This is a genomic window from Gordonia sp. LMA167 (genome assembly GCF_058130025.1).
The window spans coordinates 904,801-918,324 of the sequence record NZ_CM176708.1; the positions used below are offsets into that span (position 1 = coordinate 904,801).

Annotated in this window: 12 protein-coding genes; 6 read left to right on the forward strand and 6 right to left on the reverse strand. The window is 67.9% G+C overall.

Features of this window, described 5'->3' with window-relative positions:
* Positions 1–6 precede the first annotated feature (6 nt).
* Entirely contained in the window at positions 7–939 is a 933-nt protein-coding gene (locus ACVT6V_RS04075) for a diacylglycerol/lipid kinase family protein (RefSeq protein WP_489898533.1), read from the reverse strand.
* A 20-nt stretch (positions 940–959) separates the two neighbouring features.
* On the opposite strand from ACVT6V_RS04075, the gene ACVT6V_RS04080 reads away from it, so the two are divergent.
* On the forward strand, positions 960–1,565 hold the full coding sequence (locus tag ACVT6V_RS04080) for a TetR/AcrR family transcriptional regulator (RefSeq protein WP_489898534.1): 606 nt from the start codon (positions 960–962) through the stop codon (positions 1,563–1,565).
* Between the two features lie 10 nt (positions 1,566–1,575).
* Positions 1,576–3,102 carry a glycerol-3-phosphate dehydrogenase/oxidase gene (locus ACVT6V_RS04085; protein ID WP_489898535.1) on the forward strand — a complete coding sequence of 509 codons (1,527 nt, stop codon included), beginning with the start codon at positions 1,576–1,578 and terminating at the stop codon, positions 3,100–3,102.
* Here the strand turns inward: ACVT6V_RS04085 and ACVT6V_RS04090 are convergent.
* On the reverse strand, positions 3,096–4,187 hold the full coding sequence (locus ACVT6V_RS04090) for an aminotransferase class V-fold PLP-dependent enzyme (RefSeq protein ID WP_489898536.1): 1,092 nt from the start codon (positions 4,185–4,187) through the stop codon (positions 3,096–3,098). The two genes, ACVT6V_RS04085 and ACVT6V_RS04090, sit on opposite strands and share 7 nt — an antisense overlap.
* Before the next feature lie 66 nt (positions 4,188–4,253).
* Here ACVT6V_RS04090 and ACVT6V_RS04095 point away from each other — a divergent pair, with 66 nt between their 5' ends.
* Entirely contained in the window at positions 4,254–4,835 is a 582-nt protein-coding gene (locus ACVT6V_RS04095) for a hypothetical protein (RefSeq protein ID WP_489898537.1), read from the forward strand.
* Here ACVT6V_RS04095 and ACVT6V_RS04100 read toward each other — a convergent pair.
* The gene (locus ACVT6V_RS04100; RefSeq protein WP_489900700.1) at positions 4,795–6,123 is read right to left on the reverse strand and encodes an MFS transporter; all 1,329 of its coding nucleotides are present in this window, start codon (positions 6,121–6,123) and stop codon (positions 4,795–4,797) included. The two genes, ACVT6V_RS04095 and ACVT6V_RS04100, sit on opposite strands and share 41 nt — an antisense overlap.
* Positions 6,124–6,174: 51 nt before the next feature.
* Between ACVT6V_RS04100 and ACVT6V_RS04105 the strand changes: the two genes are divergently transcribed.
* From ACVT6V_RS04105 to ltrA, 3 genes are all read left to right on the forward strand, one after another.
* Entirely contained in the window at positions 6,175–6,822 is a 648-nt protein-coding gene (locus tag ACVT6V_RS04105) for a YqgE/AlgH family protein (protein WP_489898538.1), read from the forward strand.
* A gap of 104 nt (positions 6,823–6,926) precedes the next feature.
* Positions 6,927–8,969: a CocE/NonD family hydrolase gene (locus ACVT6V_RS04110; protein ID WP_489898539.1), complete on the forward strand. Its 2,043-nt coding sequence runs from the start codon at positions 6,927–6,929 to the stop codon at positions 8,967–8,969.
* Positions 8,970–9,877: 908 nt separating this feature from the next.
* Positions 9,878–11,116: a group II intron reverse transcriptase/maturase gene (gene ltrA, locus ACVT6V_RS04115; RefSeq protein WP_489898540.1), complete on the forward strand. Its 1,239-nt coding sequence runs from the start codon at positions 9,878–9,880 to the stop codon at positions 11,114–11,116.
* Between the two features lie 119 nt (positions 11,117–11,235).
* Here ltrA and ACVT6V_RS04120 read toward each other — a convergent pair whose 3' ends face one another.
* From ACVT6V_RS04120 to ACVT6V_RS04130, 3 genes are read right to left on the reverse strand one after another with little or no spacing between them, the layout of a single operon-like run.
* Positions 11,236–11,901, reverse strand: a complete 666-nt coding sequence (locus tag ACVT6V_RS04120; protein WP_489898541.1) for a helix-turn-helix domain-containing protein — start codon at positions 11,899–11,901, stop codon at positions 11,236–11,238.
* Between the two features lie 58 nt (positions 11,902–11,959).
* Complete coding sequence (locus tag ACVT6V_RS04125; RefSeq protein ID WP_489898542.1) at positions 11,960–12,970, reverse strand: bile acid:sodium symporter family protein; 1,011 nt, start codon at positions 12,968–12,970, stop codon at positions 11,960–11,962.
* Between the two features lie 6 nt (positions 12,971–12,976).
* Positions 12,977–13,504 carry an SdpI family protein gene (locus ACVT6V_RS04130; RefSeq protein WP_489898543.1) on the reverse strand — a complete coding sequence of 176 codons (528 nt, stop codon included), beginning with the start codon at positions 13,502–13,504 and terminating at the stop codon, positions 12,977–12,979.
* Positions 13,505–13,524: the final 20 nt, after the last annotated feature.

Consider the following 13,524-nt stretch of genomic DNA (forward strand, 5'->3'; position numbering starts at 1 on the left):
GGGAGACTAGGGTGCCGGGGCGAAGAACGTCGCAGCGCCCGGCACCGCCTCGAACACCGCGGGCAGTTCACCGACGAGGTCGCCGTCGATCGACACCAGCGCCGGCGGATCGCAATACAGCTCGATCTCGCGGCCGCGCATGGTGTGCACCGTCGGGTGATCGACGTGCGACCCGGAGAAGACCGTGGGGAAGACCCGGGCGATGGTGAGCCGGGCGAACCGGGACGGGCGGACGGCATAGGTCAGGTCCAGGAGCCCGTCGGTCATCGACGCGTGGGGGGTGATCTGCATGCCGCCGCCGTATGACGTGGTGTTGCCGATCGCGGCGAACACGAGGTCGTCGTCGATCGAGGTGTCGTCGACGCGCACGTCGTAGTGGCGGGTACGCAGTCCGACGAGCTCGCGCATCGCGGCCAGCGTGTAGCGCGACTGTCCCTTCGGCCACGACATCTCGATCGCCCGGGCGGTCACCGACGCATCGAATCCGGTTGCGGCGACGGTCGTGAACAGGGCGCTGCGGCCGTCCGGGAACGTCACCCGGCCCAGGTCGACGGTCTGGGTGTGTCCCTCGGCGATCACCGCGACCGCGGCGGCCGGGTCGTCGAGCGGTATGTGCAGGTTGCGGGCGACGTCGTTGCCCGATCCGGCCGGTATGACCCCGATCGGCTTGCCGGTGCCGAAGGTCGCCTCGACCGCGAGTCGGATCGTGCCGTCACCACCCACCACGACGATTCCGTCGGCATCGCCGCGGGCGGCCTTACCGGCCTGCTCGGCCGCATCGCGCGCGTCGCGGCCGATCACGAGCTCGGCCCTCACGCCACGCGAGGAGAACTCCGCGATCGCGGCATCGGCCACCGCCCGCCCGGCGCCGTTGCGCGCGTGCGGGTTGGCCAGAACCGCGATCTGGCCGACGCGATGGTCGTGGGGTGTGGAGCCCATAGGTTACGATGTTACATATCATGTCAATCTGTAAACCAGACATCGGTGACCAGGTTCTCGACGCCGCGCGGGAGTGCCTGATCCGTAACGATGGTCGCAAGGTGACTCTTGCGGAGGTCGCGCGTGAGGCCGGGGTCAGTCGACCCACGGTGTACCGACGCTGGCCGGACATGCACGAGATCACCCGTGCCCTGCTGACCCGTGAGGTGCTCGGCATCGTGAGTGCGGTGACCGAGGCCACGCCTCTGCGGACCGCCGAGTTCGACGCCACGATCGACCTCGTGGTCCGGGTGGCCGCGGCGTTGCGCGACGACGCGCTGGTCGACGCCCTGTGGCGATCGCAACGCGATTTCATGACGCCGTACGTCTTCGACCGGCTCGGCGCCAGTCAGCAAGGCGTCCTCGACATCCTGTCCGACGCGATCGCGCACGGGCAGCGGCGCGGGCAGGTCCGCGACGGCGATCCGGACAAGATGGCGTCCATGGTCCTGCTGATCACCCAGTCGGCGGTCCAGTCCCGTGCGCTGGTGGAGTCGATCCTCGGCGACGAGTGGAGCCGCGAACTCCATCACGCACTGTCGTCGTATCTGCGCCGACCCGACACAGACCTACCCACGGCAACGTGACGGTGATGCGGTGACCGCGCTGAACGCCGGCCAACGCAGCGCGTGGCTCGCAGCGTTGGCGGACAACGATCAGCCGCTCGACGTACTCGTCGTCGGCGGGGGGATCACCGGGGTCGGGGTGGCCCTCGACGCCGCGACCCGCGGATTGCGGGTGGCTCTCGTCGACGCCCATGATCTCGCCTTCGGCACCTCGCGCTGGAGCAGCAAGCTCGTACACGGCGGACTGCGTTACCTCGCCGGTGGCCAGATGTCCATCGCGCATGAGAGTGCGGTGGAGCGGCATCACCTGATGACCGCGATCGCACCGCATCTGATCCGGCCACTGTCACAGGTGGTGCCCGACGTCGGGTCCCGGCGGACCTCGGCGTTGATCCGCACCGGATTCCGCGCCGGCGACGTCTTACGCCGGGTCGCCGGTACCCCGGCGTCGGTCCTGCCCGGACCGTCGCGGCTGTCCGTCGACGACACGCTGGCATTGTGTCCCGCGACGTCGCGGGACGGACTGCGCGGCGGATTCGCCAACACCGACGGGCAGCTCGTCGACGACGCCCGGCTCGTCGTCGCGGCGGCCCGCACAGCCGCCGTCTTCGGCGCGCTGATCTGTACCCACACGCGTGCCGACCGGGTCACCGGAACCGGTGCGCGACTGACGGATACGCGCACCGGTGAATCTTTCGACGTCATGGCACGGACGGTGGTGAACGCTGCCGGGGTCTGGGCCGGCGACATCGACCCGTCGGTGCTACTGCGGCCCAGTCGCGGCACGCACCTGGTCTTCGACGCGGCCACCTTCGGCAATCCGGCAGGTGCCCTGACCATCCCGGTCGCCGGATCGATCTCCCGATTCGTCTTCGCACTGCCCGAACAGCTGGGCCGGGTGTACGTCGGCCTCACCGACGTCGACGCGCCCGGACCGATCCCCGATGTGCCCGAAGCGTCCGACGACGAGATCGACTACCTCATCGACGCGGTCAACCCTGTGCTGGCACAACCGGTTTCCCGCGCCGACATCCTCGGTACCTACTCCGGGCTGCGTCCGTTGATCGCCGCCGAAAGTGACTCGGGCTCAGGAGATCTCGCAGATCTGTCCCGACGACATCGGGTGCAGGTCGCCGACGGTACGCTCGTCGGCGTGCTCGGTGGGAAACTCACCACGTACCGCCGCATGGCCCAGGACGCGGTCGACGCCGCGATCGAGGCCGGTGGTCTGACGGCAGGCCGATGCGTCACCGCGACCACTCCGCTGATCGGTGCGGCCGGGATACCGCGCCGACCTGGTCTGCCGGCCTCTCTGGTGGCCCGATTCGGTTCGGAGGCAGCCAAGGTCGTGTCCGCGGCGAGCGTCGAGCGCCCGCTGGACCTGATCGCCGACGACCTCGACGTCACCCGGGCAGAGGTGGAGTTCGCGGTGACCCACGAGGGCGCGCTGAGTGCCGACGACGTGCTCGACCGGCGCACCCGCATCGGGCTGGTCGCCGCCGACGCGGAGCGCGCCCGGCCGGCGGTCGAGGAGATCGTCGGGTCGGTGGCTCAGTAACCCATCGTCCGCAGGGCGTCGGCGAGCTTGTCGAGATCCTCGCGTTCGACGTCGAGATGCGGACTGATCCGCAGCACCGACTGTTCGGTGGCGAGCGGGGCGCGCCAGGAATCGGCGCAGGTCACCAGGATGCCCAGGGACAGGAGCTTGTCGCGCGCGGCGGCCACGTCGGAGGGTTGCCAGCCCGGCGGCGGCGCGAGCGTCGTGATCGCCGACGGTTCGTCGGCGGGTTCGAGCACTTCCCAGCTGCCGATCCCGTCGAGCCGTTCCCGGGTGTAGCGGCCGATGGCCGACAACTCACGGAACACGCGCTGCTGGCCGACGGCGAGAACCTCGGATACCGCCACCCCGAGTCCGAGTCGACCGGCGACGAAGGCTTCCGAACTCTCGATCTCCACCGGCCGAAGGGCGTCCTTGCGGACGGCGACGAACCCGACACCGCGCGGGCCGCCCAGCCACTTGCGGCTGGTGCCGTAGACGACGTCGGCGCCGGTCACGGTCGGCGTGTGGCCGGCCGACTGCGCCATGTCGACGACCACCGGAACCCCGGCGGCGTGCGCGATCTCGACGATCCGGGTGACCGGCTGCACGATGCCCGACATCGAACCGATGTGGCAGATGTGGATGAAGTCCGGCTGTTCGAACTGCAGCATGTTCTCGAGGGCGTCGGTGTCGACGTGGCCGACGATGTCCGCGTCGGGCAGCGGCCGGACGGCGAAGCCGCGACGCTCGAACTCGACGAGGTTGGGACCGAACTCGTTCTTGGCGACCCACACGGTGGTGGAGATCGGCAGATTCCAGTAGGTGAGCAGTGCGCGCAGCGCGGCGCGGGCGCTCTCTCGGAAGGCGAGTTCGTCAGAGGTGTGTCCGATCAGTGACGCGAGGTCGCGCATGTCGCGGGCGATCTCCTCGGCACGGTCCGCGGCGGCGACGTACGAGCCGCGTTCGGACTCCCGCCACAGGTGCGCGGAGATGGTGCCGATGACCGCATTCGACGACCGGGCGGCGGCGGCCGAGTCGAGGTGGACGACTTCGGGACGGAGGCGAGCGCGGCGCCACTGTTCACCCAGATCGCTCACGTACATAGCCCCAGAACCTACCGGCCGGGGTCGAGCAGGGAACCAGCGGGCGGCGCGGTGCGTCGAATCGGTATGGATTCGGCGATCGACTACCTCTTCGGGACCGGTGACGGGCACACCACGTCCTGGGTGTCGTCCGCCGACGCCGACTTCGACCACGACGGGCAGCCGGACGCGGTGTGGCTGGATTTCGACGGTGACGGGCTGCGGGACGATGCGATGTGGGACACCGACGGCGACGGATCCGCCGACGTCGCGGCACTGGACCGCGATGACGACGGCCGACCCGACGCCCTCTTCCGGGACTCGGGTAACGGGGTGTGGGGCCGGCGGACCGGACCACCCGGCCGTGGCGAACCGGAGATCCCGCCGCCGGCGGGCCGGGTGGGGGACGGTCCTGCGCCGGAACCGAAACCCCAGCCGCAACCCGACCCGGGCGGGGAGACGGTCGTGGTGTCCCGAGACCTCGACGGTGACGGGGCCGCCGACGTCGAGATCGTCGGCACGCGGCGGGCGGGTGTCCCGGTGGCGTACCGGCTCTACGTCGACTCCGACGGTGACGGCCGCTACGACCGGGTGCTCGTCGACGACGACGGCGACGGGCGCGCCGACGTCAGCTATGACGACCGGTCGCCTCGATTCGATCACCGTTGACCGACCGATGCCGATGGGGAGGGGTGTGCAGGAAGCGAACCACGACGGCGCCGACCAGGTAGAGCACGGCGCCGAAGACCAGCAGCCCCACCGACCGCCCGTCGGGCGGGATCGCGAAGGCGGCCAGCGTGACCGCGCCGACGTAGGCGATGTTGAACACCGCGTCCTGCACGGAGAAGACCTGCCCGCGCACGGCGTCGCCGATGTCGACCTGCATCGCGACGTCGCCGCACAGCTTGGCGACCTGGCCGATGAGGCCGAGGACGAAGGCTCCGATGCAGAGCACCACCGGGTTGAAGGTGATCAGTGAGACCTCTGCGACGGCCCCGAGCGACAGGGCGGTCACCAGCGTCAACCGTCGGCCGTATCGCTCCACCGAGATCGGGGTGATCACGGCGGCGAGGAACGCACCGCCGGCGGTGAAACCGGCCACCACGCTGAGCCCGGCCAGGCCGTCGCCGGCCCCGGCCTGCTTGCTCAGTACGAGCAGCATCAGGGTGTTGATGCCGAAGACGAGCCGGTGCGCCCCGATCGCCGACAGAGCCGCCGACACGGTCCGTGATCGGGCGACGGCCCGGGCGCCGTGCAGCAGTCCGACCGTGACGGCGTGCAGGGCCGACCGGCCGGGGTCGTCGGGTTCGTCGGGGCCCAGTTGGAGTCGCGCGAAACCGTGCGCGAGGCCGGCCGCGATGAGTGCGATGGCCACCCCGCCCAGAGTGGTGAGAGCACTGCCGGAGTTGTCCGCACCGAACAGGGCGCGCAGCACCGCGGCCAAACCGGCCCCGACCGCGAGCATGCCCGCGCCCAGGGTGGTGAACAGTGCGTTGGTCGCCACGATGACGTCGCGATGTGCCACATGGGGCAGGGATGCGGACAGGCCCGACGCCACGAAGCGACTCGCACCGGTCACCGCGAGCGCCCCGATCAGCACGATCGTGTCGCTCGCACCCGTTGCGATGCACAGCGCGACGAGGGAGATCAGCACAGCGCGAATCATGTTGGCGTACATCAGGACATTGCGTCGGTCCCAATGATCGAGGAGGGCGCCGGCGAACGGGCCGATCATCGAGTAGGGGAGCAGCAGCACGGCGAGACCGCCCGCCACGGCGAGCGGATCGGCATGCCTCTCGGGATTGAAGAGGATCGCTCCGAACAGTGCTGCCTGGAACACACCGTCGGTGATCTGACTGGTCAGGCGCACCGCCAACAGCCGCCCCAGCCCTGGCGAGTGCCCGAGCGAGCGTATGAAGCCCCGCAGACCGGGGTTGGTATGCGGAGACACTGACATCACTGATCCAGAGTACCGACCTGGAGGGTCGGTCCATGCCATGATGTGAAGGTGGCCGGCGGCGACGAGTCAGAGGAACCGACCCCCGAGTTCTACTCGGAGGGCGCTGCGGGTGCGGCACGGGATCTGCCGTCCGTCGGCCGGGTCCGGCCGGGCACCCTTCTCCTCGCGTCCACCGATCTCCTCGAGCCGACATTCGCCCGGACCGTCATCTACATGATGGAGCACAACGAGGCCGGCAGTCTCGGGGTCGTCCTCAATCGGATGAGTCAGACCGCGGTGCACAATCTGCTCCCGCAGTGGTCTGAGCTCGCCGCGTCGCCACGGGCGCTGTTCGTCGGCGGCCCGGTCAAACAGGATGCCGCGCTGTGTCTCGGCGTGGTGAAACACGGCGCCGACATCAGCGGCCACGACGCGATCCGTCCGGTCGACGGCCGGGTGGCCCTCGTCGACCTCGACGGGGACCCGGAGGCACTCGCCGACGTTCTCGAATCGGTCCGACTGTTCGCGGGCTACTCGGGCTGGGGTATCGGCCAACTCGACGCCGAACTCGAACAGGACAGCTGGATGCTCGCCTCGGCGCTGCCGGGGGACATCGTCGCACCCACCACCACCGACCTCTGGGGTGCGGTGCTCCGGCGGCAGCCGTGGCCCATGCCGCTGCTCGCCACGCACCCGCTCGACCTCACGCGCAACTGACCTGCACCGGCACCTCGAACCGGCATCCTGAACCCCAGGGGTGACGCACGCCACAATCTCTGCTACCTTTTCCTCGCTTGTTCGACAACCGGGGGGTTTGTGGCGTGCGGGTGGGAAAGATCGCGGGAATTGTCGGTGTCCTGACATCGGTGCTGCTGGTGTCGGGGCTGGTGATCCCGGCGGCGACAGCGGCGCCGCCGCCGTCCGGAGGTGCTGCCGCCGCCCGGTGGGTCGCCTCGCACGACGGGCCGCAGCCCTATTCCGGCGTCGCCGTCACGTGGGATGTCCCGATCCGGATGAGTGACGGAACAATTCTGCGCGCCAACGTGTACCGTCCCGCCGACAAGGCCGGGCGGGCGTCGGCCAGGCGCACTCCGGTGATCGTCAACATGACGCCGTACACCAAGCTGATCACCGCGGTCGGGTCCGCGGTGACCCAGCATCCGGTGCTTGGGCCGTTCCTGACCCAGCTGGTGTCGACCATCGCCCAGGTGTCCTCGCCGCTGCGTGACTTCGCCGACATCACCCAGCTCACCCAGGCGCTCCAGGACGGTGGCGCACGCACCTTCATGGTCGACTACGACCTCGTGCGCAGCGGCTACACGCAGGTCGTCGTCGACGTGCGGGGGACCGGTTTCTCGCAGGGCACGTGGAACGTCTTTCAGAACCGGGAACAGCAGGACACCACCGAGGTGATCGACTGGGCGGCGCGCCAACGGTTCTCCGATGGCAAGGTGGGCATGTCCGGGGTCTCGTACTCGGCGATCAACCAGATCCAGGCCGCCAACAAGAACCCGAAGGCGCTCAAGGCCATCTTCCCCGTGGAACCGGGCGGCGACCTCATCCGCGACATCGTCGCACCCGGCGGTGCTCTCGGCGCCGGCTTCCTGCCGATGTGGCTCACCTTGGTCAACACGACGAAGATGGTCCCCAACGTGGCGTCGATGCTGAACGGCACCTTCGACTGGAAGTGGTTGGCCGACCGCGTCTCCGACCCGTTCACGTTCTATCCGCAGCTCTTCGCGGCGCTCCTGACACCCGACATCGCGTCGGTTCCGCCGGAACTGCGCGAACTACTCACGACGACGGGCGAACCACGGCAGGCGTGGCTCGACCATGCCGAGCGGATCAGCACGCCGACGTTCATCTACGGCGGTTGGTTCGACCTCTTCACCAACAGCGAAGTCCGGATGTACAACAAGATCCCGTTGTCGCCGGGCCGCAAACAGCTCATCATGGGCGACGGGTATCACCTGACGATCGGCGGCGGGCAGGGTCATCGCGCCCAACCGCCGCGCCTCGATGTACTCCAGAAGGCCTGGTTCGACAAGTGGCTCAAGGGCATCGACAACGGCATCGACTCGTACGGGCCGGTCAACCTGAAGCAGGTCGGCGACTCGTGGATCACCGCGCAGCAGTTCCCCCGGGCCGGCATGACCCGGCAGCGGCTCTACCTCGGTGACCGCCCCAGCGGCACCGCCCCGTATGCGGTTCGCGATGGCAGCCTGACCACCGACGTGCCGGCGTCACGAGGCCGGATGACGATCTCGCCCGGAATCCTGACGCTGTGCTCGCGGGACTCCGCGCAGCAGATGGCGGGCGCGACCGCGTTCTTCCCGTTCTGCGCGAACGACGCCCGGATCGCGGAGCGCAACGCGTTGACGTTCACCACGGCACCGATGCGCACCACGCGTAGCGTGTCCGGTTACACGAATGTCCGGTTGAACACGGTGATGGACGCGACCGACGGCTACTGGACGGCGACGCTGAACGACGTTGCGCCCGACGGGACGTCGAAGGTCATCAGTTCGGGTCAGGTGATGGCGTCACTGCGCGACTACGACCGGTCGAAGTCGCAGTTCGCGCCCAACGGCGACGTCATCGATCCGTTCTACGACTTGACGCTGGCGTCCCGGCAGAGGGTGACCCCCGGCCGACCGGTCTCCCTCGACATCGGGCTGCTGCCGACCGAGGCGCTGATCCGGCCCGGGCATCGGCTGCGGGTCGACGTGTTCGCGATGAACCTGCCGCGCGGCCTCCCGCTGCGCCCGTTGCTGAACGAGTCGCAGCTGCGGCCCGAGCACATCCAGCTCGACCCGACCCGGCCGAGCTTCGTCAATCTGCCGCTGTCGGCGCCGGTGGGGTGATCACGGTCCCACTCGGTCCCCGGTCCCCAACCCGGTCCCTGAGGAGCCTCCGAGCCTGCGAGGATGCGGTCCAACCCGGTCCCTGAGGAGCCTCCGAGCCTGCGAGGACGCGGCCCCACTCGGTCCCTGAGGAGCCTCCGAGCTTGCGAGGATGCGGTCCAACCCGGTCCCTGAGGAGCCTCCGAGCCTGCGAGGACGCGGCCCCACTCGGTCCCTGAGGAGCCTCCGAGCCTGCGAGGACGCGGCCCAACCCGGTCCCTGAGGAGCCTCCGAGCCTGCGAGGACGCGGCCCCACTCGGTCCCTGAGGAGCCTCCGAGCTTGCGAGGATGCGTCACGGTACGCCCAGCATGGGCATTCGCTTGGAGGTGGAAGTCCTCCGGAGGGGAAGGTGGTTTAACTCCTAGTCGAGGGCAACTGCGTCATCGTGAGGTGGGGTGGGAAGGAAGCCGGAGACGAAATCCTGCACCGAGGTATACGAATCGCATGTGAGGCATGCCGGTTGGGGTGAGTCAGCCGTGTGTGATGAAGCCCGTTCCACCGAAACGGCTGGTGTGTATATGCGGCGGTTGTAGGAGGACAGTGGATGTTCTTATCTGGGGAGGTCTGTCTTGGTGCGTCGGCGAGGGTTGTCGGAGCACGGCTGTCCGGGAGGGCGGTCGGTGACGGGGCAGAAGTCAGCAGAGGTCGTAGTACCAGTGGGAATCGGGTGTGCTGGGAAGGGCTGAACGTTGGGAATTGATGGTGTGAAGCAGTGTTTCTCGGAGGGTGCGGTGATCGCAGCCAACCCCGTGGTGGGGCAGGCGAAAGGGGTTGAGCGGTGAATCCGCGAGAGCCGTCGTCTGTGCGTAGTGACCGTCCGGCGGATGCTGGGGAGGACCTCAGGGGCAGCGATGATTTGTGGGGGCAGGTGTTTGACTCGCAGAATCTGGCTGCCGCGGTGAGACGTGTCGAACGTAACAAGGGCGCGCCTGGTGTCGACGGGATCAGCACGGATCAGTTACGTGGCTGGTGCGCTGAGCATTGGGGTGAGGTTCGTGCGGCGTTGGATGCGGGTACCTATCGGCCGTCGCCGGTGCGTCAGGTGATGATTCCCAAACCTGATGGTGGGCAGCGGAAGTTGGGGGTACCGACGGTGTTGGATCGGTTGATCCAGCAGGCTGTCGCGCAAGTGTTGGTCCCGGTGTTTGATCCGGGGTTCGCCGAGGTCTCGTATGGGTTTCGGCCGGGCAGAAGCGCTCATGATGCGGTGAAAGTCGCTCGTCTGCTCATCGAGCAGGGTTATGTGTGGGTGGTCGAGGTGGATCTCGATGCGTTTTTTGATCGGGTCAATCACGACATGCTGATGTCGCGGGTTGCGCGGAAAGTCCAGGATAAGCGGCTACTCAGGCTGATCCGTGCCTATGTGCAGGCGGGGATCATGGTAGACGGTGTGCGGCATCCGTCGGCGCAGGGCACCCCGCAGGGGTCGCCGTTGTCGCCGTTGTTGTCGAATATCATGCTCGATGATTTCGATCAGGAGATGTGGGCGCGGGGGCATCGGTTTGTCCGCTACGCCGACGATATCCGGATCTTTGTGAAATCCGAGCGGGCTGCCGAACGGGTGCTCGTATCGAGCACGGTGTTGCTGGAGAAGCGGTTGAAGTTGAGGGTGAACCGCAGTAAGTCCTCGATCCATCCGGCGTTGGCAGCAACGTTGTTGGGGTTCGCGTTCTTTCTGCGTGACGGGGCGTTCGAGATTCGGGTGGCGCCTACGGCGTGGGCCCGGATGTTGGCGCGGGTCCGCGCGTTGACGTCGCGGACGTGGAGTGTGTCGATGGGTTTCCGGATCATGCGGCTCAACCAGTACATCCGAGGGTGGATGGGGTATTTTCGCCTCGCCACGACACCGGGAAAGTTTCGCGGACTCGATGGCCGGCTGAGGCGACGGTTACGGCAGATCCGTTGGGTGGAATGGAAGGGTGGCCATACCCGGGCCGCGCAGTTGCAGACTCTGGGTATCGCGGCTCGCGAGGCTCAGCGCTGGGGCCACAGCAGTCTCGGGTATTGGCATGTGGCCGACACCTTCCTCAACCTGGCACTACCCAACAGCTACTGGCAACGCCAGGGGTTGCTCACCTTTCACCAGGCCTGGACCCGATTTCACTGACCCAGCGAACCGCCGTATGCGAGACCCGCACGTACGGTGGTGTGAGAGGAGGGCCGGGAAACCCGGCCCTCCTACTCGATAAGGGCCGACGCGCGCGCCACACGCCGGCACCCACCCCGTCACTGCGTCTCGTGATTATCCGGATAGGCGGTGACGGCCAGGAACCGGATCGGCAACTGGACCAGGTCGTGGGGGCCGTGGATGCCCTCGCCGTCCAGCAGCAGGCAGTCGCCGGGGCTCAGGGTGTACTCGGCGGTGCCGTGGCCGTAGACCATGACGCCCTCGAGCATGTAGAGCAACTCGGTGCCCGGGTGTTGAAAGCGGGGAAACACCTCGCTGTCGTCGGTGAGGGTGACGAGTACGGGTTCCAGGCGCTTGTGTTGTCCGCGCAGGGTGCCGAGGAGTTCGTAGTGGTGGCCGACGCGGGTGCCACGGCCGACGATGACCGCACCCTTGCCTGCCTCGGTGTAGATGGATTCCCGCTCGACGTCGGCGCCGCGGAACAGCGAGGTGACCGGGACATCGAGACCCGCCGCGAGCCGGGCCAGAGTGGAGAGGCTGCACGACGTCTGGGCGTTCTCGATCTTGGACAACATCGCCTTGGAGATCCCGACCTTGGCCGCCATGTCGGCCACCGACATCCCCGCATTGCGCCGCAGCAACCGGACCTGGTGGGCGATCGCGGCCTCGAGGTCTCCGCCGGTCGGGGGCTCGCCGATGACCTCACGCTGGATGGGTGCGGGGTCGCCGGTGTCGCGGACGGTCTTCGAAACGTCGGCACTCATGCGGGTAGTCTAGCGAACTTTAGTTTCCTCGCAGTGAACATTCGAGGGTCGAAGCTGATCACTGCGCGGCCGTTGCCGCGTCCGCCTCTCGGCCGTAGCGGGTGGCCAACCATGAGCAGAGGATGAGCTGGATCTGGTGGAAGATCATCAGGGGCAGCACGATCAGCCCGACCGTGGACCCGGCGAACAGCACGGTCGCCATCGGCAGACCGGTGGCGAGACTCTTCTTGGTGCCGCAGAACTGGATGGCGATGACGTCCTCGCGGTTGAACCCGAGCCGCCGGGGCACCCAGCGGGTGACCACGAGCATGAACACCACCAGGATCAGCGAGATCACTGCGACCGCGATGACCTGCCACGCATCGACGATCGACCAGATGCCCTCACGCACGCCTTCGCTGAACGCCGAGTAGACCACCAGCACGATCGAACCGCGGTCGGCGAGCTTCGTCGCGCGGGCGTGCCGGCCGAAGAAACCACCGACCCAGGGCCGCGCGAGCTGGCCGATGATGAACGGGACGAGGATCTGCAGGACGATCTTCAGCACCGACGTCGCATTGATCTGCACGCCGTTCTCCGTGGTCATCAGGGCGACCACGAGCAGCGGCGTCAGCACGACGCCGATGATGTTGGATGCCGACGCACTGACGATCGCACCCGGCACGTTGCCGCGGGCGATCGAGGTGAAGGCGATCGAGGACTGCACCGTGGACGGCACCAGGCACAAGAACAGCAGGCCGGCGTACAGGTCGGCGCCGACGATCGGTTCGACGATCGGTTTGATCGCCAGCCCGATGATCGGGAACGCCACGAATGTGAACGACAGGATCGTCAGGTGCAGCCGCCAGTGCTTGAGGCCCTCGAGCGCCTCCCGCGGGTGCAGGCGGGTGCCGTACAGGAAGAACAGCAGCGCGATGGCGATGACGACGACCCAGTCGAGCACGTCGGCGGCATCACCGCGGGCGGGCAGGAATGCGGCGACGATGACCGCGGTCAGGATGGCGAGGATGAAGCCGTCGATCGGGGAGCGGTTGAGGAGGTCGCGAGCGACCTTCAGCGGTGACGACACAGAGGCTCAGGCCTGGGCCGATTCGGCCGAGCACACGCCACGGAGGGTGCATGCGCCGCAGCTCGAGGTCCCGCAGTCGGCGGCATGGTCGGCGTCGGTGGCCTTCGCTGCGGCGGTGTCGCCGGCGGGATCTGCCGCGCTCTCGTGTGAGGAACAGCACACACAGCCGTCGTCCTCGGCGGGGACGGCTGCGGCGGCACGGACGCCGTAGGCGCTGACCAGGCCGACGACGAACACCGCGGCGACGAGCGCGACACCAGCGAACACCAGGGACCACAATCCGTCGATGCCCAGCGTCAGGATTCCGCCCAGGACCAGCAGGGCGGCAGCGGTCAGCAGACCGGGTGCGGCGACCCGGTTGGCGACGGTGAATGCCTGCTCAGAGCGCATGGACTCGTCGGCGCGGACACCGAGGAAACGGTTGCGGCGCAGTCGACCGGTGATGCCGAGCAGCCCGACCACCAGCCACATCGCAGCCAGCACGAAGACGATCACGGCGGCGACAACAGGCAGGACGTTCACATCGACAACCATACGACCGACCGTCGTAGCTG

Coding starts and splice junctions, on each gene's coding strand:
- ACVT6V_RS04075 (WP_489898533.1), bottom strand. CDS start 939: ATGGGCTCCACACCCCACGACCATCGCGTCGGCCAGATCGCGGTTCTG.
- ACVT6V_RS04080 (WP_489898534.1), top strand. CDS start 960: ATGTCAATCTGTAAACCAGACATCGGTGACCAGGTTCTCGACGCCGCG.
- ACVT6V_RS04090 (WP_489898536.1), bottom strand. CDS start 4,187: ATGTACGTGAGCGATCTGGGTGAACAGTGGCGCCGCGCTCGCCTCCGT.
- ACVT6V_RS04095 (WP_489898537.1), top strand. CDS start 4,254: ATGGATTCGGCGATCGACTACCTCTTCGGGACCGGTGACGGGCACACC.
- ACVT6V_RS04100 (WP_489900700.1), bottom strand. CDS start 6,123: ATGTCAGTGTCTCCGCATACCAACCCCGGTCTGCGGGGCTTCATACGC.
- ACVT6V_RS04120 (WP_489898541.1), bottom strand. CDS start 11,901: ATGAGTGCCGACGTTTCGAAGACCGTCCGCGACACCGGCGACCCCGCA.
- ACVT6V_RS04130 (WP_489898543.1), bottom strand. CDS start 13,504: ATGGTTGTCGATGTGAACGTCCTGCCTGTTGTCGCCGCCGTGATCGTC.